Annotated in this window: 29 protein-coding genes and 2 pseudogenes; 20 read left to right on the top strand and 11 right to left on the bottom strand. The window is 68.7% G+C overall.

Annotation, left to right across the window (positions count from 1 at the left end; translation table 11 throughout):
* Positions 1–5 precede the first annotated feature (5 nt).
* The 3 genes from AB0G74_RS12825 to AB0G74_RS12835 are packed head-to-tail and all read left to right on the top strand — an operon-like array spanning position 6 to position 1,585.
* The gene (locus tag AB0G74_RS12825) at positions 6–566 is read left to right on the top strand and encodes a hypothetical protein (RefSeq protein ID WP_361144325.1); all 561 of its coding nucleotides are present in this window, start codon (positions 6–8) and stop codon (positions 564–566) included.
* A 49-nt stretch (positions 567–615) separates the two neighbouring features.
* Positions 616–915, top strand: a complete 300-nt coding sequence (locus AB0G74_RS12830) for an RNase A-like domain-containing protein (RefSeq protein WP_361144327.1) — start codon at positions 616–618, stop codon at positions 913–915.
* A gap of 13 nt (positions 916–928) precedes the next feature.
* Entirely contained in the window at positions 929–1,585 is a 657-nt protein-coding gene (locus tag AB0G74_RS12835) for a contact-dependent growth inhibition system immunity protein (RefSeq protein ID WP_361144330.1), read from the top strand.
* A gap of 109 nt (positions 1,586–1,694) precedes the next feature.
* Here the strand turns inward: AB0G74_RS12835 and AB0G74_RS12840 are convergent.
* Positions 1,695–3,347 (bottom strand): annotated as a pseudogene (locus AB0G74_RS12840) (tetratricopeptide repeat protein); the annotation flags it as partial.
* Between the two features lie 497 nt (positions 3,348–3,844).
* Here AB0G74_RS12840 and AB0G74_RS12845 point away from each other — a divergent pair.
* Positions 3,845–4,102, top strand: coding sequence for a hypothetical protein (locus AB0G74_RS12845; RefSeq protein ID WP_361144333.1), 258 nt, complete (start codon positions 3,845–3,847; stop codon positions 4,100–4,102).
* On the opposite strand, the gene AB0G74_RS12850 is transcribed toward AB0G74_RS12845, so the two are convergent.
* From AB0G74_RS12850 to AB0G74_RS12865, 4 genes are all read right to left on the bottom strand, one after another.
* Positions 4,092–4,292, bottom strand: a complete 201-nt coding sequence (locus AB0G74_RS12850; RefSeq protein WP_361144336.1) for a hypothetical protein — start codon at positions 4,290–4,292, stop codon at positions 4,092–4,094. The two genes, AB0G74_RS12845 and AB0G74_RS12850, sit on opposite strands and share 11 nt — an antisense overlap.
* A 67-nt stretch (positions 4,293–4,359) precedes the next feature.
* A complete protein-coding gene (locus AB0G74_RS12855) occupies positions 4,360–4,521 on the bottom strand; it encodes a hypothetical protein (RefSeq protein ID WP_361144338.1) in 162 nt (53 codons plus the stop codon).
* Positions 4,518–4,748, bottom strand: coding sequence for a hypothetical protein (locus AB0G74_RS12860; RefSeq protein ID WP_361144340.1), 231 nt, complete (start codon positions 4,746–4,748; stop codon positions 4,518–4,520). The genes AB0G74_RS12855 and AB0G74_RS12860 overlap by 4 nt, the downstream gene beginning before the upstream one ends.
* Entirely contained in the window at positions 4,738–4,947 is a 210-nt protein-coding gene (locus AB0G74_RS12865) for a hypothetical protein (RefSeq protein WP_361144342.1), read from the bottom strand. The genes AB0G74_RS12860 and AB0G74_RS12865 overlap by 11 nt, the downstream gene beginning before the upstream one ends.
* Before the next feature lie 107 nt (positions 4,948–5,054).
* Here AB0G74_RS12865 and AB0G74_RS12870 point away from each other — a divergent pair, with 107 nt between their 5' ends.
* From AB0G74_RS12870 to AB0G74_RS12885, 4 genes and pseudogenes are all read left to right on the top strand, one after another.
* Positions 5,055–5,891 carry a helix-turn-helix transcriptional regulator gene (locus AB0G74_RS12870; protein WP_361144345.1) on the top strand — a complete coding sequence of 279 codons (837 nt, stop codon included), beginning with the start codon at positions 5,055–5,057 and terminating at the stop codon, positions 5,889–5,891.
* On the top strand, positions 5,888–6,103 hold the full coding sequence (locus AB0G74_RS12875) for a DUF397 domain-containing protein (protein ID WP_361144347.1): 216 nt from the start codon (positions 5,888–5,890) through the stop codon (positions 6,101–6,103). Before AB0G74_RS12870 ends, AB0G74_RS12875 begins: the two co-directional genes overlap by 4 nt.
* Before the next feature lie 53 nt (positions 6,104–6,156).
* Positions 6,157–6,339: pseudogene (locus AB0G74_RS12880) on the top strand (DUF397 domain-containing protein); the annotation flags it as partial.
* Positions 6,331–6,534 carry a DUF397 domain-containing protein gene (locus AB0G74_RS12885; RefSeq protein WP_361144502.1) on the top strand — a complete coding sequence of 68 codons (204 nt, stop codon included), beginning with the start codon at positions 6,331–6,333 and terminating at the stop codon, positions 6,532–6,534. The pseudogene AB0G74_RS12880 and the gene AB0G74_RS12885, both read left to right, overlap by 9 nt.
* 3 nt (positions 6,535–6,537) lie before the next feature.
* Here AB0G74_RS12885 and AB0G74_RS12890 read toward each other — a convergent pair whose 3' ends face one another.
* Positions 6,538–7,383 (bottom strand): alpha/beta fold hydrolase, encoded by an 846-nt coding sequence (locus AB0G74_RS12890; protein ID WP_361144350.1) that lies wholly within the window; start codon positions 7,381–7,383, stop codon positions 6,538–6,540.
* 187 nt (positions 7,384–7,570) lie between these two features.
* On the opposite strand from AB0G74_RS12890, the gene AB0G74_RS12895 reads away from it, so the two are divergent.
* The 4 genes from AB0G74_RS12895 (at position 7,571) to AB0G74_RS12910 (ending at position 10,605) form a co-directional block, all read left to right on the top strand.
* The gene (locus AB0G74_RS12895) at positions 7,571–8,212 is read left to right on the top strand and encodes an RNA polymerase sigma factor (RefSeq protein ID WP_361144354.1); all 642 of its coding nucleotides are present in this window, start codon (positions 7,571–7,573) and stop codon (positions 8,210–8,212) included.
* A complete protein-coding gene (locus tag AB0G74_RS12900) occupies positions 8,209–9,201 on the top strand; it encodes a CU044_5270 family protein (RefSeq protein WP_361144357.1) in 993 nt (330 codons plus the stop codon). Before AB0G74_RS12895 ends, AB0G74_RS12900 begins: the two co-directional genes overlap by 4 nt.
* 171 nt (positions 9,202–9,372) lie before the next feature.
* Complete coding sequence (locus tag AB0G74_RS12905) at positions 9,373–10,044, top strand: peptidase inhibitor family I36 protein (RefSeq protein WP_361144360.1); 672 nt, start codon at positions 9,373–9,375, stop codon at positions 10,042–10,044.
* 162 nt (positions 10,045–10,206) lie between these two features.
* Positions 10,207–10,605 (top strand): nuclear transport factor 2 family protein, encoded by a 399-nt coding sequence (locus AB0G74_RS12910; protein ID WP_361144363.1) that lies wholly within the window; start codon positions 10,207–10,209, stop codon positions 10,603–10,605.
* 177 nt (positions 10,606–10,782) lie between these two features.
* Here the strand turns inward: AB0G74_RS12910 and AB0G74_RS12915 are convergent, their stop codons facing one another.
* From AB0G74_RS12915 to AB0G74_RS12925, 3 genes are all read right to left on the bottom strand, one after another.
* Complete coding sequence (locus AB0G74_RS12915; RefSeq protein ID WP_361144366.1) at positions 10,783–11,853, bottom strand: hypothetical protein; 1,071 nt, start codon at positions 11,851–11,853, stop codon at positions 10,783–10,785.
* A gap of 100 nt (positions 11,854–11,953) precedes the next feature.
* A complete protein-coding gene (locus AB0G74_RS12920) occupies positions 11,954–13,390 on the bottom strand; it encodes an MFS transporter (protein ID WP_361144505.1) in 1,437 nt (478 codons plus the stop codon).
* A 194-nt stretch (positions 13,391–13,584) separates the two neighbouring features.
* Complete coding sequence (locus AB0G74_RS12925) at positions 13,585–14,046, bottom strand: SRPBCC family protein (protein WP_361144368.1); 462 nt, start codon at positions 14,044–14,046, stop codon at positions 13,585–13,587.
* Positions 14,047–14,164: 118 nt separating this feature from the next.
* On the opposite strand from AB0G74_RS12925, the gene AB0G74_RS12930 reads away from it, so the two are divergent.
* Together AB0G74_RS12930 and AB0G74_RS12935 are read left to right on the top strand one after the other, a co-directional pair.
* Positions 14,165–14,488 carry a nuclear transport factor 2 family protein gene (locus AB0G74_RS12930; RefSeq protein ID WP_361144372.1) on the top strand — a complete coding sequence of 108 codons (324 nt, stop codon included), beginning with the start codon at positions 14,165–14,167 and terminating at the stop codon, positions 14,486–14,488.
* A 175-nt stretch (positions 14,489–14,663) separates the two neighbouring features.
* A complete protein-coding gene (locus AB0G74_RS12935; protein WP_361144375.1) occupies positions 14,664–15,926 on the top strand; it encodes a hypothetical protein in 1,263 nt (420 codons plus the stop codon).
* A gap of 248 nt (positions 15,927–16,174) precedes the next feature.
* On the opposite strand, the gene AB0G74_RS12940 is transcribed toward AB0G74_RS12935, so the two are convergent.
* Both AB0G74_RS12940 and AB0G74_RS12945 read right to left on the bottom strand, forming a co-directional pair.
* Positions 16,175–17,368, bottom strand: coding sequence for a hypothetical protein (locus tag AB0G74_RS12940; RefSeq protein ID WP_361144377.1), 1,194 nt, complete (start codon positions 17,366–17,368; stop codon positions 16,175–16,177).
* Positions 17,369–17,483: 115 nt separating this feature from the next.
* Positions 17,484–18,509 (bottom strand): WYL domain-containing protein, encoded by a 1,026-nt coding sequence (locus tag AB0G74_RS12945; protein ID WP_361144380.1) that lies wholly within the window; start codon positions 18,507–18,509, stop codon positions 17,484–17,486.
* Between the two features lie 137 nt (positions 18,510–18,646).
* Between AB0G74_RS12945 and AB0G74_RS12950 the strand changes: the two genes are divergently transcribed.
* The 6 genes from AB0G74_RS12950 (at position 18,647) to AB0G74_RS12975 (ending at position 24,432) form a co-directional block, all read left to right on the top strand.
* On the top strand, positions 18,647–19,054 hold the full coding sequence (locus AB0G74_RS12950; RefSeq protein ID WP_361144383.1) for a RidA family protein: 408 nt from the start codon (positions 18,647–18,649) through the stop codon (positions 19,052–19,054).
* A gap of 692 nt (positions 19,055–19,746) precedes the next feature.
* Positions 19,747–20,337 (top strand): ATP-binding protein, encoded by a 591-nt coding sequence (locus AB0G74_RS12955; protein WP_361144386.1) that lies wholly within the window; start codon positions 19,747–19,749, stop codon positions 20,335–20,337.
* A 167-nt stretch (positions 20,338–20,504) separates the two neighbouring features.
* Positions 20,505–20,774, top strand: a complete 270-nt coding sequence (locus tag AB0G74_RS12960; RefSeq protein ID WP_361144389.1) for a hypothetical protein — start codon at positions 20,505–20,507, stop codon at positions 20,772–20,774.
* A gap of 7 nt (positions 20,775–20,781) precedes the next feature.
* Positions 20,782–21,162, top strand: a complete 381-nt coding sequence (locus AB0G74_RS12965; protein ID WP_361144392.1) for a hypothetical protein — start codon at positions 20,782–20,784, stop codon at positions 21,160–21,162.
* A gap of 913 nt (positions 21,163–22,075) precedes the next feature.
* On the top strand, positions 22,076–23,845 hold the full coding sequence (locus AB0G74_RS12970; protein WP_361144395.1) for an alpha/beta hydrolase: 1,770 nt from the start codon (positions 22,076–22,078) through the stop codon (positions 23,843–23,845).
* Entirely contained in the window at positions 23,842–24,432 is a 591-nt protein-coding gene (locus AB0G74_RS12975; protein ID WP_361144398.1) for a hypothetical protein, read from the top strand. The genes AB0G74_RS12970 and AB0G74_RS12975 overlap by 4 nt, the downstream gene beginning before the upstream one ends.
* Positions 24,433–24,436 lie beyond the last annotated feature (4 nt).

Genomic DNA, 24,436 nt, shown 5'->3' on the forward strand with positions numbered 1-24,436 from the left:
ATGAAATGGTCGTCGACCAGACTTCCTGGGAAACTGCGACACGTCATTTGTACAGGGATGCGGTCGCTTTCGTTGCCACTGGTCCGCGCCGCCACGAAGACTGGGTACTCGATGTTCTCGCACTGATGGCCCGGGTTGTTCAGGACCCCCGGGGCTGGGCCCGTGTCGACGACTCGGAAATGGATTCCGAACGCGTTGACTCCCCCGTTTATCCTTTTGCCGTTCATCCTCCGGGGTACATCTCGTCCCGCCTTATGGAGATCGATCGCAGCAGCGCCGAGAGTCTGCTCCTGGCACTCACCGAGGCCGGTTGCACCCTCGACAACCTCCAATACTTTGACGAGTCCGAGGAAGAGTTGAGAGCGATGGCCCGCACGGTCCTGGACCGCTACGGGAACGAGGCCACCTATCACACCAACGTTCGCAGGGCCGGTAGCGCGCCCGGCACGCTGGACTTCGCCCAGAAAGGCTTCGAATACGCTCCATTGAGCGTCCTCATGGAGGATTGCGGACTGGTCGTGGTCTCTCCCGAGGAGGTCGGGCTGTTCTGGAGCTTCTCCGACTAGCCATACGTCGCAGCCCACTGCGAGGACAAATTTTTGAGAAGGTGAGTCCGTGCTGACCCGTTCCGCGTCCTACCCCGACCGTGAGACCGCGCATTGGGCCGTTCAACAGGTAGTGGCGGCCAACGAGCAAGCCATCCACCGCTGGCTCGCCCAAGGCACCAGGGCACGACTCACTATCGAGGGCGCCTGGCCTTCCCGCGAATCGCCCGTAGGTCGGGTTCAGTTGGAGGCTGACCTGCTGGCCGGGCGGGGGCCTGTCGATGTCCGGGCGGCACGTGTGGTGTTGCGTCGTGTGCCGTCGAGTCCGCAGGGCTTCATCGTCCATACGACCGTTCCCTTCTATCTATGAGGGCTGCACGCAGATGTCCATGAAGCCAATCGAGTTCGAGCGCCGGTACGGAGAGCTGGATCAGGTGATGCGCGCATATCTGGGACAGTCGGCCGACGACACTCCGGAGCGGCGCAGCCGGGCTCTGGACGCGTATCTTCGCCATGCCTGGCACACCCGTCCCTGGGCCATCGCGGTCGCGGAGGGGCAACTGCGTGAGTACAGCCGACGCCCGCCAGGTCGTATCCGGCGCCAGCTAGGCGAGTTCTATGCGATCCCCGATACAGGCATGCCTCAGTCCGGTATCGGTGACTGGCTGCTGGTGCTGGCCGACCATCTCAGAAAGAGCATCGAGGAGGGAGACCCTCCGAAACCGTCGTCCCCGCAGACTCACTGGGAGTGGCATGCGCGATTCCCGGAGACCGCGCAACTGCTCGGGGGATGGTTCTCACAGGACGTCGTGGACGAGTTCCCCGGCCATGACGACGCCATCTCCGACTATGCCGCCACCACCGACCCCTATGTGGTTGCCCGCCTCGTAGGTGAACTCCACGAGTTGCTCGCCCTGCCTCTGGACGAAGGGGATTACGCCTTGGCAGCGGCGGAACTCGGTATGGAGGTCGGCCCGCCCGAGCCGTTCTCCTACGGAGCTTGGTTCCAGTCGGTCGCGGTGAGACTGGCCGACGCCTGATCAGGGCTGACTGCTGCTCCCTGATGGAATGCCGTTGTCCGGCCAGGACGAGTCGCACGGCCCCCGCGAGGAGTGCCCGGGCGAGTTCGGTGAAGCGGTGATCGGCTCCGAAGAGTCGTACGCGATCGGCCAGGACGCGCTCGTGGAGTTCGAGCGCCGCGTCCAGGTCACCGGCGCGCTGAAGGGTGTACGCCAGATTGCTCCGGGCCGTGATGGTCTCGGCGTGTTCGGGGCCGTACAGCCGCTCGCAGGCGGCGATCGTCTCCTCGTACAGAGGGACGGCCAGCTCCGGCTCTCCCAGATCCCGGTGGGCGGCGGCCAGATTGGCGCGGGCGTTGAGCGTGTGCGGGTGGTCGGGACCGTGGACGCGGCTCATATCGGCGACGTTCCGCCGGTGCAGATCCCGGGCCAGGGCAGGTTCTTTCCGCAGCGCGTGGAGGTACGCCAGATTGGCCCGGGCGACCAGGGTGTCGGGGTGCTCGGGGCCGTGTACCCGTTCGCAGTCGGCGAGCAACTGTTCGTGCAGGGGTGCGGCGGTCTCCAGGTCCCCGGCCAGCCGGTGCGCGCTGGCGAGGAGACTGCGGGCGCTGAGGGTGTCGGTGTGGTCGGGGCCGTTGATCCGGGTGTGGATGTCCACCGAGCGCCGTGCGTGGCGCGCCGCCGCCCCGGCCGCGCCGTCGCCCTGGAGGAAGAGGGACGCGGCCAGCAGCAGACCGGCGGTGTGGACGTCCTCATCGGAGCGGTCCGGTTCGGCGAAGGCCACGACGTGCGGCAGCAGTTCCCGCCAGCGGGGCCAGCCGGACACCTCGGTCAGCGGGCTCCCCGGCAGCGCCCCCACCAGCAGCTCGACGGCGTGCAGCCGGGCGGCGGCGACGGCCTCGGGGGTGCGCTGGGGATCGTCGGGATCGGGGGTACGCGCCACGGCCTGGACGAGTCCGTGGACGGTCACGGTCTCCCGGGTGAGGGTGATCATGCTGTAGCCGTGGAGTTCGGCGAGGGCGTCGTCCACGGCGAGCGGATCGGCGGAAAGCGCGGGCGGCAGATGTTGCAGCACGTCGCGCGGCAGCGGGTCGGGGGCGAGCCAGGCGAGCAGCCGCAGCAGATCCCCGGCGAGCGGCTGCCGCTCCGTGATCTCCTGGAGGGAGACCCGCCAGATCCGGTCGATGGTCCGCTGGTTCTCCATCTCGTCCTTCCCCGTCGATGCCATGGCGTACATCCGGCCCGGATGGCGGCGCAGCCGCTCCCGGTACTGGGCCGGGCCGATGGCGGTGGCTTCCATATACGCGGCGGCCTGGTCCAGGGCCAGGGGAAGATGCCCCAGCTCGTCGGCGAGGCCGCTCAGCTCCCGCGCCTCGTCCGCGTCGTACGGCTGGACGGTGTGGGCCAGGAACTCCGCCGAGGCGTCCGGCGGCAGCGGGCTCAGCGCCAGCGGCGCGGCCGGCCGCCGCCAGCCGGTGGCCCGGCGACTGGTGACGATCCGCCGCCCGGTCGTCAGACCCAGCAGGGCCGCGATGTCACGGGGCGCCCCCGCGTCGTCCAGTACGAGCAGCCAGTCGTCGTGCGCCCGCAGCCAGTCCAGCGCCCACGCGGCCCGCTCCGCGCCGGTCGTCGCGGCCACGAAATGGTGCGGGGCGAGCCGGGTGGCGAGATCGGCCAGCCCGTGGGTGATCCCGGCGGGGGAGTCCGCCGTGATCCACCACACGGGGTTGAACCGGCCGAGCTGCCGATGGGCGACCTCGGACGCGAGGGCGGACTTGCCCATGCCGCCGAGGCCGCAGACGACAAGTGACGACGCCGCTGTCGGCTCACCCAGGGCCGCCTCCAGCCGTGCCAACTGCGTCCTGCGACCCACGAACCAGGGATCGGGTGGCAGAGGCAGGTTGGTGGTCCCCGGAGGCGCCGATACCGCGCCTGGATGCCGGAGCCCTTCGGCGGTCAGGTGAACGGTCCTGGCGTTGATACTGGCGTGATCACCCGTGGAGACGATGCCGTTGTTGGTGCGGACGACCAATGGGTGCGGCTCCGATGACTCGGTGACGAGTCGGCTGTGGACGGCCGACGAAAGCCGCGTCGGCTCGGAAGAGGGCTCGGAGTTCTTTCGCAGGGGCTGATCCACCTGGAGCCCCGTTCTCGATCGATATGGGTGGAGGACGCCATGACCGCCCTCGGATGAGTGAACCGAACGACGAACGGCCGACGGCGGAATCGGGCGATGTCACCATCCCCGGAATGGGGCTTTACACGGCTACAGTCGGCCAAATGTCCATTGCAGTGAGGTCCCTTCAGGACGCGCAGGCCGTGGTGATGGAGGGTGTGACCGGGCTGGTGTCGCTCGATCCGGAGGCCGCGTCCCAAGGCGCTCTGATGGCCAATCGGGCCTTCGCGTCGGGGACGGTCGAGCAGGTGCTCAAGAGCCATGGCGTCTGGCGGACGGTCGTTTCCGCGCGGGGTGAGCGGATCGAGATCTCGATCGCCAGGCGTTCCTGGTGGCGGCGGGCGGTTCGGGCTAGCGGCTGACGTCCTCGGCGGGGGTGGGGCCCGGGGAGTGGCGGAGGACGCAGCGGGGGCAGGCGTAGAGCACGACGGCGGTTCCGTTGGCGCGGTCTATGACGCCGACTTCGACCGGGGCGCAGGTGGGTCGGCCGCATTGGACGCAGATGGCGTCGAGGGTGTGGGGGGTATGGGTGAGGAGGGCGTCGCGGGTCATGGGGGGTCTCCACGAGCCCCCGGCGGCGGGTCGGCGGGGCCGCCGGGGGTGTTCTGTGCGGGCGGGGTCAGTCCTCGGCCGGGCGGCGCCGGTGGTGTTCGGCGTCCCGGTGGCGTTGCAGGAGTACGCGGCAGTCGACCGCCCTCGACTGGTCCCCGGCGGCCTTGGCCGCCCGTTCGTCCTCGATCAGTTCCCGGCAGTGGGGACAGCCGGTGGGCTGGTCGGTCATGTGAGGTCCCCCTGGCCGGACCGCTTGTTGGCCTCGGCGACGGCTTCGGCGAGGAGTTCGGCGGTGGTGACGGGGCACAGGTCTGCGGCGGGGACGGTCCATTCGATGCCGCCGCCGATGGGGCGGAGCCAGTAGCGGCCGTGCGTACGGTCCATCACCCGGCCGACCTTGTTACGGGTCGTGTCGCGGGCGTTGCCGCCGATCTGCGGGGTCCAGTCAGTGGGCATGGGGTCGGCCTCCTCGCCGGAGTCGGGCCGTCTCGTTCTGGACCAGCCGCCGGAGTGCGGCGAGGACGGTGATCAGGGTGTCCCGGTCGCGGACGTATCCGGTACGCGGAACCCAATCCGGCGCGAGCCCCCAGTAACCACCCCCGACCAGCAAAGAGTTGAGTTGGGACTGAAACGTCGAACCGTGGACAGCAGGCATGGCCGCTCCTTTCTGTAGCGTTTCCACTACGCGGAGCATCAGAGTCCCTTAGGGTGGAACCACCTTCAAGGTGCCTCAAATGAAGGAAGGGGCGGGTGCGTTGCCTTATGAACCGTAAGGAACTGAACCCCGGTAGGAGTCCGCAGGCGGCCTTTGGTGCGCGGTTACGCAGCACACGGGAGGCCAGGAGCTGGACACAGGAGGATCTGGCCGATCGGACCGGTTACTCCAGCAAACATATCTCTGCCGCCGAAACTGGTCGAAAGCCTCCGACCCTCCGGTTCTCGCGTAGCCTCGATGTGGCATTCGGAATCGAAGGTACGTCCGAAGCATTCGAACGTGCGTACCGGGAAATGCGGAACGGTGTACTGCTGGAAGGGTTTCCAGAGTACGTCGCCTTCGAGGCTCAGGCGGTAGAGATTCGGTTGTACGAGATCGGGATCATGCCCGGGTTGTTGCAGTCCCCCGACTACGCCCGGGTGCTCGCCAACAGTGCCGTGGAGCGGGGTGCTATCTCGCCGGAGCTGGCCGAGGAACGAGTCTCGTTTCTCGCCGAGCGGCAGCACGCCATCGCCCGGCCTCGCGGCCCCATGGTGCTCCTGGTGATGGACGAGAGCTGCATCCGCCGCCCGGTCGGTGGCCGGAAGGTCATGGAAGCTCAGTACGACCGGTTGATCGAGTTCGCCGAGCAGCCGAACACCGTGTTGCAGATCGCCCCGTTCGCCATAGGGGAGCGTCGGCCGCTGGACTTGCCAGTCAATCTGTTGACCTTGGCGGATCGAACGCTGATGGCTTACGCCGAGTCGCAGATGCAGGGACACTTTGACCGGCATATCCCGTCTGTAGTGCCCCAGTTGACGGCCTACCATCAGCTACAGGCCGTATCCGCCTCCCAAGCGGAGTCCGTGGCCATGATCCACGAGCTACGAAAGGGCACCCCGTGACGACCACGACCGAATCCCCCCGGTGGTTCACGTCCTCCTACAGCAACAACGGCGGCAACTGCGTGGAGGTGGCCGTCAATTTCGTCATATCCCGTGGCGTCGTCCCCGTCCGGGACTCCAAGAACCCCACGGGCCCGGCCCTCGCCGTCCCCGCGCAGGCGTTTTCGGCCTTCGTGACGGGCGTCAAGGCCGGTGACTTCAAGGCCGTCTGAGGCCGCCGTACCCTGGGCCGGGTAGCACCGCAACGGCTGCGAAAGGGGTCACCGTGACCGAACCCGAGTTCCTCACGTCCTCCTACAGCGACAACGGTGGCGCCTGCGTCGAGGTCGCCGCCAACCTTGCCCAGGCATACGGCATCGTGCCCGTCCGGGACTCCAAGCGCCCGGACGGGCCCGTACTGACTCTCCCCGCCACCGCCTTCACCGCCTTCCTCACGGAAGTGAAGGCCCCGAGCTGGGCCAAGTCCTCGTACAGCAATAACGGCGGCGACTGCGTCGAGATCGCCGCCAACCTCGTCGCACCCGGCGGCGCCGTCTCCGTACGGGACTCCAAGATTCCGGACGGGCCCGTACTCGCCGTGCCCGCCGAGGCGTTCTCCGCCTTCGTCGGGGGCGTGAAGTCCGGCGGTCTCGACGCGGTCTGAGAGCTACGCCGAGCCCACGGCCGCCGCGATCGCCCCGGTGAGCGCGGCGGGCTGCGACAGGAACGGTGAGTGGGAGCTGGCCAGCTCAGTGACCGTCGTCGGCGTGGTCGACACGGCGTCGATCTCCCGGACGAAGCGGCGCTGGAGCGCCACGGGTATCGCGTTGTCGCGGGTGCAGACCACATAGGAGTGCGGCAGGCTGCCGTAACGCTCCCTGGTGACCGTCAGCCGCTCGCCGGGGATGCCCCTCGGCGCGTCCGTGGTCAGCAGGGCGATCGCCGCGTCCACCGTACGGTCGTCGACGTCGTGGTAGAAGGCTTCCTTGGCGGCGGCCCGCCGGGTCGCGTCACCGGGGTCGATACGGGCCGCGCGCAAGGTCTGCGGGTCGCCCACGATCAGCGGGCCGACCTTCGCGCCCGCGTTCTCCGGCAAACCGGCGTAATACTCGGCCGGTTGCCCGCTGACCGGGGCGATCGCCGTGACGTAGACGACTCCGGCGACGAGTTCGGGGGCGCGCTCCGCAACCGCCGTGGCGACGACCCCGCCCATGCTGTGGGCCACCAGGAAGCAGGGACGGCCGGCGCCTATCGCCCGTATCTGCTCGATGAGGAGCGCCGCCGCAGACGACGCGGTGACGTGCGCGACCGGCGACGGGGCGGTGGCGAAAGCGGCCGCGTCGAACGGCCGGGCCCAGCGGGCACTGGGCGAGGGGCCGCGCACGCCGTGCCCTTCGAGATCGACCGCGACCGAGGTGATCCCCCGGGCGGTCAGCCGCTCGGTGACCGGGCTCCAGCACCAGCTTCCGTGCCAGGAACCGTGCAGCAGGACGACGGGCAGGGAGTTGCTCATACGTTCCTCTTACGTTGCGGGGGCGGGCAGTTGCCTGTGCAGCGTAAGCAGACGGGAAGTGATCACGCGGTGCTGGGAACGGCTGTTCCCGGCCGATCCCGGACCGGGTCCGCCGTCTGAAATTCCGGTCCCGCCTGCCGAGCTGAGACGGAGTGGAACCGAAGGCGCCGTGCGGACACTTGTTGATGTGGAGTCCGCATTGAATGAACGAGTTCGGTCCGGCGATCGGGCGGCGTTCGCCGAGATCTTCGACGAGCACGCACGCGTTGTCTACGCTCATGCCGTCCGGACGACGGGTGACTGGGCCCTCGCCGAAGACGTCATGTCGCTGACCTTTCTGGAGGCATGGCGATTACGTGACAAGTTGCGCGAGGAAGTCAGAAGCGTCCGGGCGTGGCTGCTGGGTATCGCGACCAACGTTCTGCGCAACATCGCGCGGACAGCGCGACGACACCGGGACGCGATGTCCCGCTTGCCCCCTCCGGAGTCGCTGCCCGACTTCTCCGACGAGGTGGTCGGGCAGATGGCCGACGCGCAGAGGCTCACTGTTGCCGTCCGGGCTCTGCGCCGCCTGAAGCGATCGGAGCGTGAGGTCTTCACCCTGGTCGTGTGGTCCGGCCTGGGCTACGCGGCGACCGCGGAGGCCCTGGGCATCCCGGTGGGCACCGTACGGTCCCGGCTCTCACGTGCGCGGGAGAAGCTGCGAAAGCTCGTAGCCGAGGAGCTGGCGGTAGATCCGCATGCGGTGGAACCGAGCGGCGAAAACGGACACATAACGGGTAGCGGGCCTGTCCCGGTCCGCGCATCCCAGAGAAGGGGCACACGATGACTTCGGAGCAGGAAAGTTCCGAGCGTGAGCGGGCACGTCGGTTACTGCCGCCGCCCGACCACGCGGAACCGGCCCCGGGACGAATGGAAGCCCGCCGTCGGCACCTCCTGAACGAGGTCGGCGGGCACGGTCGATCCCGGGCTCCCGGTCTGGTGCCGGGCCTGAGGCGGCGTACGGTTCTGGGGCTGGGCACAGTGCTGGCCGTCACCGCGAGCGCCGTCGTCCTCGGTCTCGGCACATCCGACGCTCCGGACGCCACGCCACCGGCCACCGCCGCTTCGGTCCAACTGCTGGAACGGGCCGCCTTGGCCGCTGCGGCGTCCTCACCGGCGAAGGTAAGCGCCGGGCAGTACGTCTACATCAAGACGGTCGGCTACACCTCGGTGCTGTCCGAGACCGCCGCAGGCCGGATGGAACTCCTCCGCCAGGACGAGGCGATGCAGCAGTGGACGGCGGTCGACGGCAGCGAGCGGACACTGCGCAGAAAGGGTGGCGAGGACCAGCTGCTGCCGGAGCGCCCCGGGAGCGGAACCCTCAATTCGCCTACGTACAACTATCTGGCCGCCCTGCCGGACGACCCTGAGGCTCTGGTACGGCGGATCCGCGACGAGGCTGAGCGGAATCACGGATCCGGTTCCGATTCCACGACCGGTGTGGACCAGCAGTCATTCGTGACCATCGGTGATCTTCTCCGCAACGGGGTGACCCCACCCGAGACCGCCGCCGCTCTCTACCGTGCCGCTGCCCTGATCCCGGGCGTCGATGTCGTGCCCGACGCCGTGGACGCCGCCGGGCGTCGCGGGGTCGCGGTCGTCCGCGTGCACAAGGGCGAGCGCATCGAGTGGATCTTCGAGAAGAGTACGTCGCGGCTTCTGGGCGAACGAACGGTACTTGTCGAAGACAGCTCCTGGGGCAAGTCCGGAACGGTCGTCACTTCCGTGGCGCTCGTCGAGAGCGGTGTCGTCGACAAGGCCGGGGTGGTGCCGTAGCCGTGCCGCTTCCGCCCAGGCAATACACCGGGGGGCGGCGGCCGTGCAAGAGCGCGCATGGGGACGCGATGCGGCTGGGAAACGTATATCACCGAGTGATGTGTTCCTGCCGTCGATTGAATGCTGTGAACTCCCTGTGAATAACGCGGAAGCGCCTACACAGGAGGTCACATGCGTCCCTTGCGCGTGCTCGTTCCGATCGTTACCGCATTATGTGCCATGGTTACTGGTGTCACAACAGCGTCTGCGGCACAGGAGCCCGGCGCATTACGCCAAAGCGGCACGGAGGCCCGTGCCGAGGATGGCCGTCAGCAGGGCCTCGACAAGTCGCGTCCCATTATCGCCGACTACAAGGGCAAGAAGATCAATCTGGCGAAGGGGTGGCAGGGCGCCCAGGCTTGCTCGGAGGTGCCGAGTGGCCGGGTCTACTGCTACGACACGGCGGAGGAGGCCGACCGGGCTCTGGCCGCCATCGCTCCCGAAGTCGCGAAGGGAGCCGGGGGCGGCGGAGTTCCGGCGCAGGCCGACGGACAACTCAAGCCCAGTGCGAGTAGGGACTGCGCTTTCGGGTGGGTCTGCCTGTGGGAGCACTCCGACTTCACCGGGCGCCGTCTCCAGTGGTCGGCCAAGGGAACGAAACAACTCGGTGACTGGAATTTCCGGGACAAGGCCAGCGCCGGCTGCGTGAACCGGAGTATCGGTGGCGCGCTTGTCTATGACGCCCGAACGGCCATGCCCGACCCGTACTTCTCTATGCATGTCGGGTACTGCTACGACTTCACCAGCGGCAGCTACCCGACGGGCGGAAACTGGAACGACAAGGCGGACTACATGGAGATGTGACCGACCGAGGCTTGCGCTGCTCGAGAATGACGGTGGCTTGGCCGGAAGCAGCCCGGTTTCCTAGGCAGGGCTGTTGCGAAGTCGCATGATCTCGTGGGCGCCCTGGACCGAAGTCGCCGCCACGCCATGTCCGTTGCCCCATAGCGGTGTTACCGTCGCGCCATGTCCAAGATCGAGATTGACGCGATAGTCGCCGAGTTCTTCGGAGCCTTCGACAACCGCGGTGGCAAGGCCGCGGACGTGGCCCGGATCCGCCGGCTGGTCATTCCGGGTGGTGTGATCGTGCTGACCGGGCCGACGTACACGGTATACACCGTGGACGAGTTCATCGAGCCGCGCGAACGCCTGCTCGCCGACGGCCGGTTGGTCGAGTTCTCGGAGTGGGAGACCTCCGAGCGAACCGAGATCGCGGGCGATATCGCGTCGCGGTTCGGCCAGTACCGGAAGGCCGGCATCCTGGACGGCGAGCCGTTCGAGGGCGGCGGGACCAAGACCATCCAGTTCGTCCGCACCCCGGAGGGCTGGCGGATCGCGGCGTTCTCCTGGTGCGATCAGCCCTGAGGGTCCGCAGGTCGCGGCGGTCCAAGGAGCGCGGGCTGGGCCGTCACGCACGCGGTGGAGCTCCGGTTGAACGGGGTGACTTTCCCAAGTCGCCTCGGACCACCGGAGCCTGTCACACGCCTTCGATCGGGAACCCTTGGTCCCGGCCGTGGAGAGTGTGTGACAGGCCCGGCGAAATCACTGGATCAGGTCGGTGTGCGGATGCTCGGCGGAAGCCGGGCAGACGTAGATCTGCATGTTGTCCGTGCTGCCTACCTCCACGCTCGTCGGCTGTGAGGGATTCCGGCCCGTGTGGTGGGAGCCGGCGGCGGCAGCCCGGTCTTCCTGCGGCGCCCAGCTGTCACCTTCGCCGCCGTCCCACTCCCAGGATGCGATCGTCACGAGCGGGACCATCTGCACCTCGCACACGGCGCAGTACCGGGGGATCGGGTCGGTGCGGCCCCAGGGGGGCCACCCCCCGACTTTCCAGCCAGGCGCGTTGCCCAGATGAGTGGAGTAGAACTCGCGTGGGTACTCCGCGTAGGAGCTGTCCACGTCGTCGCCCGCTGCCTGCCATCTGTTCCAGTCCTCCAGCATCCGCTGTAGCTCCGGGCTCAGATCAAGGCTGTTGGGGTACTCGGTGATCGCTTCCGGCGCCAGCACGCACGGCTCCGGCACGTAACCCGGATAGTCCGCCTCGTACGGTTCCGGTGGTGTGGCGAGAATGCTGCCGACCTCTGCGGCCGACCGCCAGAACAGTGCGGTCAACGGCTTGTAATCCGGTTCGTGTTCGTACGGGCACCAGAGAATCTGAAGCAGATCGGCCTGCCCGGGCGGTCGCAACAGGGGTATGTCTCGCAGGAACAGCTGTGCCACGGGCAGCATCGGGACCGGGCATTCGTCGGGCCAGGGTGGGCCTGCGTCGAACCGTTCAGTGAACCGTGCGTCGTCGCGTTCTTTGAGCGCCTGCTCCTCGGGTGTGTACCCGGGGAGCAGGCCATCAGGGCGCCAACGGGACTGTAGGCGTCTCTCGAGCCGTACCCGGGTCGGCGACTGCCGGAATCCGGTGTCCACGTGCAGATGTGCGGCTTCGCAGTGCGGCCACGGCTCCCCGGCCGGCCACAGCAACGGCCCGCCGACCGAGCTGTCCCCGGTCGAAGGCGATCCGGGACGCGGATGCAGCCGTATCGCAGGTCGTGCCAGGGGAGCCAGCTCGGGAAAGACAGCGGTCACCTCGACCGGCCGCGGCGGAGTACGTACGAAGCCCATGCCGGTGATCCTGTCACCGCCCACCGACAGTCCCCGCCACCTCGGCGGACATCAGCGCCCGACCGGTTACGCCGCCCGCCGACCCGATCACCGGGAACGCTCAGTGCGCCGACGTCGCCTTGAAACCGCGTGGCACCAGCGCCGCGACCAGGATCGTCACCGTGCCGACGATGCCGACCGACACCCATGACGTGGTGGTCAGCGCCGAGTCGAACGCGGCGCGGGCGGCCTCCAGTACCGCCGGGTCGCCCAGTTCGGCAGCCTCGCCGATCGAGTCGCGGGCCTTCGCGGGGTGGCCCGTCATATGGGACGCGTACGCCGCCGCGTGGACCGAGCCGAGGAACGCGACGCCGAGGCCGACGCCGAGTTCGTACGAGGTCTCGGAGACCGCGCCCGCCTGACCCGCGCGTTCGGCGGGGACGGCGGAGACCAGTACGGCGGCGGCCGTGGTGATCGCGATGCCTTCGCCGAGTCCCATGGCGACGAAGATGACCGCGACATACGGATAGGTCGTCGGCTCCGGGGAGAGCGCCAGGATCAGGAACCCGGCGGTGATCGCGGCGAGGCCGGACGTCATCGTGGCCCGGACGCCCGCGTGCCGCATCAGCCACGGGGCCGAAAGGGAGCCCGCGAGGCCCGCGAGGGCGACGGGCAGGGTGCGCAGGCCCGCCTCGGAGGGGGAGTAGCCGTGGACGTACTGCATCCAGAGGGAGAGCAGGAACAGCGCCGCGCCGATCGCCAGCATCGCCATCAGGGTCGCGAGGGCGGCGGCGGTGAACGCGGGCCGCCGGAAGAGGCGTACGTCCAGCAGGGGGTCCGCCAGGCCGAGTTGGCGGCGCGTGAAGAGGGCGAGCAGGACGAGCCCGGCGGCCAGGGTCAGCAGGCCCCCGGCCTCGGGGCCGTTCTTCGCGAGGTTCTTGATGCCCCAGGCGAGGGCGATGATCCCGGCGACCGAGAGCGCCGCGCCCGCCCAGTCCAGCCGGCCGTGGCCCGCGTCCTTGAACTCCGGGAGCAGGAAGACGCCCGCGACGACGGTGACCACGACGACGGGGACATTGACCCAGAACGCCGCCGACCAGTCGTACTCCTCGACCAGAATGCCGCCGACCAGCGGGCCGATCGCGGCGCCCGCGCCCGCGACGGCCGCCCAGACCCCGATCGCGAGGGTCCGTTCGTGGGGGTCGTGGAAGATATTGCGGATCAGGGAGAGCGTGGAGGGCATCACCATCGCACCGCCGATGGCGAGCAGGACACGCCCGGCGATGAGCTGCGCCGACGAGTCCGCCGTGGCGGCCAGCACCGACGCGATACCGAAGAGCACGAAACCGGCGAGGAAGAGCCGCTTGCGGCCGTAGCGGTCGCCGACCCCACCGGTGGTGACCAGCAGCCCGCCGAGGACCAGCCCGTAGACGTCGATGATCCAGAGCTGCTGGAGGGCGTCCGGCTGGAGATCGGCGATCAGCGACGGCAGGGCCACATTGAGGATCGTGGCGTCCATGGCGACCAGCAGCAGGCTGGAGCAGAGGACCGCGAGCATGGTCCAGCGCCGCCCGCGCCCGGGGCCGCGTACCGTGGCCGCTTCGTCGTTCGTGTCGTGCACCTGATACGTCCCTCGATCCCGGTCGCGGTCCCGGTTCTCCGGGTCCGACGGGTGCAGACTGCCGGGTCGGGGCGGGCCGGAGGGCATGGCGACGCGCCGGGTACGCCGAACGGCGGACTCCCCGGGGGCGCCTATCGCTCCACGAACGCCGCGAGGTTCGCGAGGGAGGAGGCCAGGCCCTCGGCGTGGTCCTCGGCCGAGATGCCGTCCGGGACACCCTCGGCGACGATGTCGACCCGGGTCCCCTCCGCCACTGGCGTGACGGCCCAGGTCATGGTCATCGTGCCCGCGAAGGCGGGGTCGTCCGAGACGAAGTCGGCTGCCTGGACGACCCGTACGCCCGGGACGATGTCCACATACCGGCCGTCGACCACATCGGTGTCGGCGGTGGCCTTGCCGTGCGCACCGGACGCGTCCGGATAGGTGAGGACCAGACGGTACGAGCCACCCGGCCGGGCGTCGAAATGGTCGAAGCGGCCCGTCATACCCGCCGGGGGCAGCCAGGCCGTGAGGGCGTCGCGGTCGACGAGGGCGGCCCAGACGCGGGCGGGCGGGGCGGTGATCAGCCGGGATGCGCGGTCCGTACGGGGCATGGCCGGGACCCTAACAGGACGGCCGCCGCCCGGGTGGCGGCCAGCGGTGGCGCCGGGCGGAGGTGTGGGGTCTGCTGGCGGGCGGGGGCGGATCCGCAGCCGTACCCCTGGAGAGATCATGACGATCGCCCTCGACAAGCTCACCGAACCGGCCGTACGCGCCTTCGTCCGCGCGCTCAACGCCGGGGACCGCGCCGCCTTCACCGCCGCCCTGACCCCCGGGGCCACCATGTCGGACGACGGGTCCGACCGGGACGTCGCGGACTGGACCGAGCGGGAGATCTTCTCCTCCGGCGGTCATATGGACATCCAGAAACAGACCCATGACGGGCTCCGCCTGGTCGCCGACTACCGCAACGACACCTGGGGCGAGATGCGTACGGCCTGGCGGTTCACCGTCGACGGCGGCAAGATCAGCCGCTTCGAGACCGGGCAGGCATGAGGGCGCGGGCGGGCGCGCGGGTCCGGGCGGGCAGCCGGGTCCGGCGGGCGGGCGTGCGGGTCCGTACCGGCGCCGGGACGGCGGGCGCATGAGCGGGGGGCCGCCCCGGGTGGCCGCCGAGCCGCCGCCCCAGGAAGCCGCCGCGCCATCCACGCGGCCGTGGAACCGGTGGCCGATGACCGCGGCGACCGCCGCCGGGCTGGTCGTGGCCGCCGCCCTGCTCCTGTGGATCGGCCGGACGGACGTCCTGCGGGCGCCGACCTTCGCCGGGCGGATCACCGGACTCCTCTTCGTCCTCTTCGGAGCGCTCGCCGCGGCGGGGGCGGCGGCGTCCTTCGACTACTGGGGCAGGCGTAAATTCCGCTACTCGGGCCCGATCGTCCTGGCCGGGTCGATCGGCGCGTTCATCACGACCGGCCTGCTCTGCCTCCTCTGGCTCCCGAGGACGGAGTTCACCCCCCACTCCTTCGTCTTCATCCCCCTGTGGTTCTGGTCGCTGTGGGCGCTCTGGACGCTCGGCCGCCACCACGCCTGGGAGGGCATCCGCCACCCCAAGGGCTTCACCGCGGGCCTGACCGCCACCGCCCTGGCGACGGCGGTCAATCTCGGGTACACCACCGTCTACCAGCCGCATTTCTCCCCGACGGCCCTCGCTGTGGACACCGCGTTCGGCACCCCCGTCGCGGACCCGGTGAAACCGGTGATCCACCTTCCGCTGACGATCACCGTCCGGAACCTGGGTACGGTCCCCGTCTACGCCCTCCAGACCAGATACCGGGTCCTGGGCCGGACGAGCGACTTCCACTCCGACCTCCGCGCGGAGAGCCCGGAGGAGTGGCAGAGCGATCTGTCGACGACCACCGAGCGCGAGGGCTATGCCGACCGCGCCGAGTTCTACAGCGTCAACTCGGGTTCGTTCATTCCGGCCATGGAAACGCTCCAGCCCAAGGAGAAGCGCGTCAAGGAGACGGTGGTCCAGGTCTCCAAGTCCGCGGATTTCAATGAGATGGTCGCCCTCGCGGAAGTGTTCCTCCTGCGCCACGATCGCGGACGGCTCGGTAAGGAGTTCGCCACCGACCAGCCCTCCTGGGCGAAGCGCCCGGGGGAGAAGGACCTGGTCGCCTGCGGTGATTGCCAGTACTTCGCGCACTACGGGGCGCTGTCCCCCGCCACCTACGTCTCGGAGGTGACCCGGCACCAGCGCTATCTCACCACCTGGATCGAGCTGGACGACACCGCGCGGGAGAGCCTGCGCTTCCGGATCTCGCAGGTCTCCCGGGATTCCCAGAAGGACATTCCGGCGGAAGGGGAGGACTTGGCGAAGCACAGCATCGTGACCGCCTCGACCCGCGAATCGGCCGTTCCCTTCGCGGCCCTGCTCGCCGCCGAGACCGACACCGGGTCTGGGTCTGGCTCCGGTCCCGGCGCCACGCGGTGAACCGGTCCCGTCGGCGGCGCGCCCCGCCCCGATCATGGGATAAGATCATCGTGTTGAGCGGGCACCGGAACACCCGGTAACCAGCCGCGCGTTGGTGGTCCAAGGAAAGGCGCCCCACTTCCTGTGGGGAGATGCAGGTGCAAGGCCTGCCCAGCGCTCCGAATGAGGGTGCCGCTTCGCTTCCGCGAGGCGGCACCCTTTTTGTTGCCTTCGGGAGCCGGAGGCCGTGCGTCCGGGCCCCCGGGGCGTCAGAAGAAGCTGCGGACGAAGACGTCCGACTTGCCGTTGGTGTCGCCGGGCACGATGTCGTTCGCCGCCGAGTGGAAGACCACGTCCCGGCCGCCCGTGCTGACCGCGTCCGTCCGGGCCGTCGCGGGCTGGGCCGACACGACGTCGTCGGTACCGGTCCGCAGATCGCGCAGGGTGAGCGACGGGGTGTTCGGGGCGTGCGCCGTGTACAGCAGATAGCGGCCCGTCGGATCGATGGCCACGCCCTTCACCCCGGCGACCAGCTGGGACGTGGCCGTAGCGACGTCGTAGACGTAGGTGTCCGCGCCCGACAGATAGACGACCTTGCCGCCGCCGTCGCTGATCTGGACGACCGTCGCCGGCTGGGACGCGCCCTCGATCGGGCCCGTGGTCGTACCGGCGGTCCGGTCGCGGAGGAAGACATCGCCCGCCTGGGCGTCCTGATAGGCGACATAGCGGCCGTCGCCGCTGATGGACGGCAGCGAGTACTGGGTGTGGCCGAATGTCGCGATGGTCGTCGTCGTGTACCCGTCCTGGACCTCGACGCGCTGGCTGGGCGTCGGCGAATGGGCGTACGTGACCAGGGCGATGGAGTCGCCGTCGGCGTTGATCGACGCCTGGTTGCAGCTCCAGGCCGCGCAGTTCGAGGCGATCGACGCGCCGGTGCCGATCTGGAACTGGCGGAGCCGGACATTGCGCATCCACTGCACCGGATAGGCGGCGTACTCCCCGTCGCCGCTGATCACCGGCGGCTGGAGCGGGGCCAGATTCCCCAGCCGCTTGGTCTGGCCTGGGCGCCGGTCGTGGACGAACCCCTGGTTGTCCCCGGTCGGCGCGTCGGCCGTCAGGTTGGTCGCCGACGACGCGAAGACGATATGGCGGCCGTCGGGTGTGATCGAGGCGCCGGTGGAATCGTTGTCACCCTGGGTGCCGTCGGCGGCGACGCTGATCCGGTCGACCCCCGCCGTACTGACGGCGACGGCCCCCGGGCCGCCCGGTCCGGCCGCCCCGGGACCCCGTACGGCGGTCGCTCCACCGGTCGATCCGGCGGCGGGCCCGTCGGCGGCCGAGTTCGCGGCGGGCAGCGCCGAGGCCGCCCCCGGCAATAACGCCGTGACCGCGCAGATCACCACCACCGCGCCCAGAGCCGCCCGGGCGCGCCGGGTGGCGCCCCGGTTCGTGTTTCCCCTCATTTTCCCCCCAGCCAGGTGTTTCCCCCGGTTACCTACCGGAGGACCCCCACATGCAACCGGTGACGGCGTAGTGGGGTCAATGCGTCATACGACGGATCGAGCCGGGCGCGTTCGATCAGGAATTCTCATCCCCGGCGGGCCCGCCGATGCCACCGTCGGCGTAGCGGGCGGCGATCGCGGCGGCCCGGTCGCGCAACGCCGTACGCAGCCACCGCGGGGAGAGCGCCTCCGCTTCCACGGAGTACCGCCAGAGCGCCCATTCGGCGTGCTCCCGGTCCTGGAAGGCCAGCTCCAGCAGCGGACGGCCGTCCAAGCCCGGTTCCTCGGCGCGTACGGCCAGTGCCGTGGCCGCCAGCTCGTCGCGGCGCGCCGGATCGACCCGTACCCGGACGGCGATCTGCTGCCCGCCACCGGTACGGAACCGGGTACCGCGATCCCGCCAGGTCTGCTCAAGGTCGACCCGCTCCGGCCGTTCGGCGGTCGTGTCGGTCTCCTCGGCGGCCGACACCCGGTCCAGGCGGTAGGTGCGGTCGGCGCCGCCCCTGGTGGCCAGCAGATAGCCCTGTCCGCGTACGGTGACCAGCCCGATCGGGTCCACCGTGCGCCACTCCGGGACCCGGTCGGCGGCGCCCGTGGCGGCCGGGGCGTACCGGATCCGCAGCTTGTGGCCGGTGAGCACCGCGCGCCGGATCTCGGCCAGAACACCGTCCGGTACGTCGTCGACGGTGGTCACCGGCCGGGACAGGAGATCGGTCTCGGGGTCGACGAGCAGCCGCCGGGCCGCGTCGGACGAGGCCGCCCGGTAGTCGTCGGGCAGCGCGTCGACCACCTTGAGCATCGCGGACGCCAGCGCCGAACCGAGCCCGAAGACCTGCGCGCCGCGCCGGGACCCGGCGACCAGCAGGGCCAGCGCCTCGTCATGGCTGAGCCCGGTCAGCTCGGTCCGGAAACCGGGCAGCAGGGCGAAGCCGCCGTTCCGGCCCCGCTCGGCGTAGACGGGGACGCCCGCCGACGACAGCGCCTCGATGTCGCGTAGCACGGTCCGGGTCGAGACCTCCAGCTCACGGGCGAGGGCGGCGGCCGGCATCCGCCCGCGTTGGCGCAGCAGCAGAACCAGGGAGACCAGCCGGTCGGCGCGCATCCGGGAACCGTAGCCGAATACATGACACAAGGTGTCGCGAAGGGCCGGGAGTCTGGTCGTACGACCTGAAGGACGGGCGGCGGACGCGACGACGAACGGCGGACGCGGCCGTACGCCCCCGGTAGCAAGGAGCCGAAATGACGGCGGAAGTAGTACGCACGGCGGTCAACCCGGTGACATGGTCCCTGCCGCTGGGCTTCAACCAGGGCGAGTCGGTCTCCGGCCATACCCGCACCCTGTACTGCTCGGGCCAGGCCGCGATGAGCGCCGACGGCAAGCCGCTGCACGAAGGAGACATGGCGGCCCAGACGGCGCTCAGCCTGCACAACCTGGAGGCGGTACTCGCCGAGGCGGGCATGGACCTCACCCACCTCGTACGGCTCAATGTCTATACGACGGACGTCGATCTGTTCTTCGAGCACTACGACGTCCTGGCGTCCCGCCTGGGCGCGGCGGGGGTGGCCCCGGCGACCACCCTGCTCGGCGTGTCCCGGCTGGCGCTCCCGGCCCAACTCGTCGAACTGGAGGGCACGGCGGTGGCCTGACGGGGCCATCGGGGTGGGGCGCGGGGGCGACCCGCATTCGGTCGGCTGCACCGCGCCGATCGCGCTCCCGTGCCTCCCCCGCCAGCGGAAAGCGGCACAGGCCCCCCGGCGTTCCCGTCTCCCGTCCCCGGTCTCCGGCGGAAGCCTTCCGTCGCGGAACGGCGCGGATCGTCAACGAGGTTCGCGCGATGTCGTACGCGATGGCGTACGGGATGTCTTACGCGAGGGGCGCGGGCCGGAGCCCGGAGTCCGGGCGGGATTCGGGGCGCCGCGCGGCTTCGTGGCGCTATAGCACCATCCGGCGTCACGTTGCGTCGATATCGTGTTGTGTCCTTCGGATGACTCGTCACGGGCCGTCGTCGGGCGCTTACTCCGGTACGCTGCGTGAAATGCGAGTCGTACCGAGGCGTGACGGCCACGGTGGTGCCCCAGCGGTGTCCCCGTGCCAGGGAATGCGCGCCGCTCACACCACGGGTGAGCGGGTCACGAGCCCCTGTTCGACTCGCCGTGGCAGGTGTCGCACAGTGTGTACCCCGTGTCATCCTTCGCGCTGGAATATGCCCGAAGCGCTTGTTGCGGTGACTGTACGTCAACCATGCTGTCCCGCGAGGGAGTCACGTTCCGTGACCCCGTCGGGAGAGACCCAGTCGAGGCGCGAGGCGATGTGTCCGCCGGTTCGGATGGTGTGAGCGGTGCAGGTGCTCCAGGTTCAGTTGGAGGTCGGTCCCGATCCCGCGGAGGTGGGACGGGCCCGTAGGTGGGCGCGGTCCCGGCTCGTCGGATCCGGGATAGAGCACGACGAGCCACTGGCGGAGACCCTGATCCTGCTGATCTCGGAACTGGTCACCAACGCGGTCGTCCACACCGGCTGTCCGGCCGTCCTGCGAGTGCTCTTCGGCCTCGGCAAGGCCGAGGCGGGCACGGTCCGGGTCGAGGTCGCGGACCGCTGCGCCCGGCCGCCCCGGCGGCGGACCGCCGACGACGACGAGACCAATGGCCGCGGCCTGGAACTCGTGGACGGCCTCGCCGACCGGTGGGGCTGGCGGCAGGAAGGCCACGGCAAGGCCATCTGGTGCGAGGTCGACCGGGCCGTACCGCTCGGCGCGGCCTCCCGCCCCGGCGACACGCGAGGGGCGCGACACGCCGCGACCGTACGGGAGATCGCCGCAGCGGTCTCGGCCGCCGGGGCGCGGGACGCCGGTCGCGAGGCCGTCACCAGGGAAGGCGCGCGGGGCGGTGCCGCGCGCGCCGGAGCGGCCGGGCTGGCGGCCGTACGGCGCTGACGTACGCACGGCGCGGGGGCGCGGGCGGGCGCACATGGCGTCGACGCCCGCGCCGCCCTGTCGTGGGCCCGTCTCTTTGACTCCGTACGACGGTATGAGCCGCTGCCGCGGCGTCGCGCTTCTCCACAGGCTGTGGACAACTCTTCGCGGTGACGACTCCCGGCCCGGTGGCGTATCTGCGTATCGCGGCCCGATCACCGGGCAATCACCCCGTGCCGGACACTTCGGCGAGGCGCGATTTCTCCGCCGTGAACCCGGTGTTTGGTGATAGCGGTCCCGGGTATTCGGCCCTGAATTCGATCCGCTTTGCCACGGTGTCGACGCAATCATCGGCCGAAAGGTTTTCGGACAGCTTCCGATCCCTCATTGCCGATGGCCCCGAGCCGGGAATAGCGTCCCGGACCGTCGCCGTCGTCATCGTCGAAAGGGATGGGTGAGCACCCCATGTCGAAGTCTTCTCCCCTGAAGCGCGCGATCGTCGCCCCCGCGGTGGGCGCCCTGATGGCGGGCCTGTTCTCGCTCGGAACTGCGGCCCCCGCGTCGGCTCTGACCTCGGCTCCCGTCGCCGGTTCGGTGGGCGCCAAGGCGCATCCCACCGGCTGTAGTTACGGCATCAGCCACCGCTCGGGCTCCTGGGCCAGCTGCTCCAGCCACAACGGCGGCTCCTACCGGGCCATCACCATCTGCCAGGAGGAGCGCGGCACCCGCAAGAAGAATGTGAGCGCCACCACCTGGAAGCAGAGCGGAATGTCCTACTCCTACTGCGGCGCGGGCTGGGTCCCGGATTCCGCGGGGATCGAATCCTCGGCCTCCAACAAGTCCTGACCCCCGATGGCCGGAATCCCGGAGAGATCGAGAACGACGCCATGCCGATAACCAGTACCGCCGCGTACCGCGCGTCGGGCTGTGTTCCCTGCTCGGCAGGCATCGAAAGCTCCCCGCGCGACAACACCTGACCCACCCCGGTCCCCACCCGGCGCCCCGTCGATCATCCGGCGGGGCGCCGTGGTGTGCGCTCGATCCGGGTCGCGGAACCCGGCACGGCCGGGGCGTCGGTGGCCGCACAATCCAACAGGTCCTTTTGGTTCGCTCATTTACTCGATTCAAGTAAGTGCGTGTGCTCTTGTGTGTACTGCATCGGCATGCTATGGCCGCATGCTTTCGTTGTGCTGCTGATTGCGGCGCATGTGGTGGCGGGTATCGGATGCGGACTATCATTTCCCGAAACGTTCGTTTCGAGACGCCAGTCGGCTGTTCGGGGGGTTTACGTGGCGCCGGAATTCGATGCACAGCGATGGCGGGAAATGTTCGGTATTGAGTCGTCGGATGCTGCTGCCCCATCCGGGAGTCTCGGTATGTCCCTCGCGTCGCTGACTCCCGGAGCTTCCGCCGGGGAGGGGGGACCGGGCGGGGCCGGCGGTGTCGGCCGACTGCTGCACGGAGGTACCCCCTGGCGACAGGCTGCCAAGGCTGCGAATGACCTGCGCCGGAGTGCGGATCAGAGCGAGCGGACCCTTGAAGCCGGCCATAAAGGTGTCGCTCAGGGAGGGGCTGGGCTTACCAGTGTCTCCGTTTTGAAGTCCGTACTTGAGTCCTGGGAGGAGCGAATCTCCTCTGTGCGGAACGAGTGCGCGTACTTGGACGGGGCCCTTCTCAAGGTCGCCGAGGAGTTCCCGGGTGTAGACACCGGAGTCAAGAAGTCGATTGATTCCTCGTCTGCTGAGGTCGGTGGTGCGCGATGACATCTGACTTTCTGACATGGCAGGAGCTTCGGGATATCAGGCCGTCCGAGTTCGAAGAGGCGGCGGACGCCTGGCACCGTGTATCCGAGAGCTCTGCGGCTGATCGACAGACCGTCACAAGAGCCATGTCGATGAAACTCGTCGAAACTCAGGAGAGTGAGGCGGCTCGGAAGGCTGTGTCGCGCCTGCATCGCCTCAGCCGTAACTACGAATACCTGTCCACAGAGTGCGGGTTGGTGCGTACCGCCCTGAACGGACTTTCCGTGGAACTGGCTGAGGCGCAGCGAAAGCTGCGCCAATCCCTGGATGATGCGGCTGCGCTGGGAGTTACGGTCAACACCGACGGCTCAGTTACGTATCCATCTGCGGTCATCGGGTCCGGTGCGGGAGAGAAGCGTGCATCCGGCGGTACGGCGCAAGGGAGTTCCCGTGTGCCCGGAGAGCTGCCCGGTACCGGCGAGTACGGCAAGCCGCCTCAGATCGTTCCGCACGACCCTCAGGATGGCCGATTTCGGGGCGATCTTGAGTTGAATCCCCATGCCAGGGCAGCGCAGGACATTGCCGACCGTATTGCCCGCGCCGTTCGATCCGCTGCTGAAGTGGATGCTCGTTACGCCAAGACCTTGGGCAGGCTGAAGGCACCCAGTGGCTTGGAGGTCACGGAGCCCATGTTGGCGGACATGCGGCAGGACGTGAGCAAGGTGCGCGTTGCGGCTATGCGCTATCTCGCAGAAGCGATGCCCAAAGGTGCCGATCCTGCCCACAATCAGAAATGGTGGGAGGGGCTGGACGAGGAGCAGCGCAGGGAATATCTGGACACAGCGCCTGAGCTGATCGGAATGCTGGACGGTATCCCCGCTGTGGTCAGAGACGAAGCCAACCGAAGCTACCTGCCGATCCTCATGGAGGAGGTCGAGCGCCGTGGTGATGATCCCGGCATGCTCGAAGGGTTGCGGAAGATCGAGGAGCGGTTACTGGAGCCCAGTAAAGTTCCCATGTATCTGCTGGGAATCAGTGATGAGGGAAACGGTCGGGCCATCATCTCCTTTGGGAACCCGGACACTTCGCGTAACGTCTCCGCTTACGTGCCGGGGATGGATACGAAGCTGAATGGCGATTTCGCTGGCGGGACGGTGAAGCGCGCGCTTGACACCGCGATCGGCGCGCAGCGGTACAACAAGTCTACGGCCTCCATCGTCTGGCTCGGTTATGACGCTCCCCAGCATGTCGAGGTCCGGACGACGGCGAACGCAGAAAGAGGTGCACCGGCCTACAATCGATTTATGGAGGGAATCGCCGTGACCAACCAGCATGAGGATCCCCATGTGACGGCCATAGGTCACTCGTACGGTTCGCTCACTGTCGGGACAGCGGCCAAACAGTCGGGGGGAATCCCAGGGGTGGACGATATTATTCTGGTGGGCAGTCCGGGCGTCGGTGTTGACAGAGCCGCAGATCTCGGGGTTCCGTCCAGCCGCGTGTATGTGGGGGCGGCCGACAATGATTTTGTGACCAACATGCCTAAATTCCCTCAAGCTATCGCAAGTTTTGATAATTCGAATGAGAACTACTTCGGAACGGATCCCGCCAGTCGGGAGTTCGGTGCGCAGCGTTTTGCCGTAGACGACGGTCCGCATCCCTTTGGTGGCGATTTCACGGCTGCGCATTCTCAGTACTTCACGCCGGAGAAGGATAAGGTCTCTGCGGACAATATTGCCCGAATCGTATCGGGTGAGTACGGCATTAAGACAGAGAGGCATCGATGACGCAGGCGAGCCGCCGAGTCCGCAGCATGATTGTGACGGCTTTGGCCGGGACCGTGCTTGGTGGATGCGGCCTGGTGTCGGGCGACGACAGGCGGGAGGAGCCCAGAGTGGACTTCACGATGAAGGAAGCCGCAGAGAAGGCGGATGCCATGCTCGATGCCACCATGGCGGCGTACGTGCCGGAGATCGAGTGGACGTATGACCAGACCACGGTCGGGACTTGCGATCTGAGCCGTTACCGGACGGTCATGACGATTGTCTCCGAGGGGCGGCGCGGCAACTTTCTGGGTGTAACGGAGCGAGCCTGGAAGAAGAGCGGCTATGCGATCGTCTCGGTCAACGATGACAAGGAGCATCCGGCGATCTTCGCGCGGTCCGCCGAGGGGTTCTCCATCAGTGTGGTCTTCGGTGACCGCGGGCAGGCGTTTTTCGAAGTCGCGACTCCCTGTGCCCAGCAGTCCGAGGTGCCTGATCCGGCTGTACGGGCCCTTGGCCAGGACTACTCGAACAGTGAGGTGCCGTACCCCAATGTGCGGTCCGCCTTCTGGTCCGCGGGGGCGCCCGGGGAGCGGGCTGTGGGAGGGTAGCCGG

Origin of the sequence: Streptomyces sp. NPDC020875 (assembly GCF_040641415.1) — a bacterium.
In the GTDB taxonomy this organism is placed as follows: Bacteria; Actinomycetota; Actinomycetes; order Streptomycetales; family Streptomycetaceae; genus Streptomyces.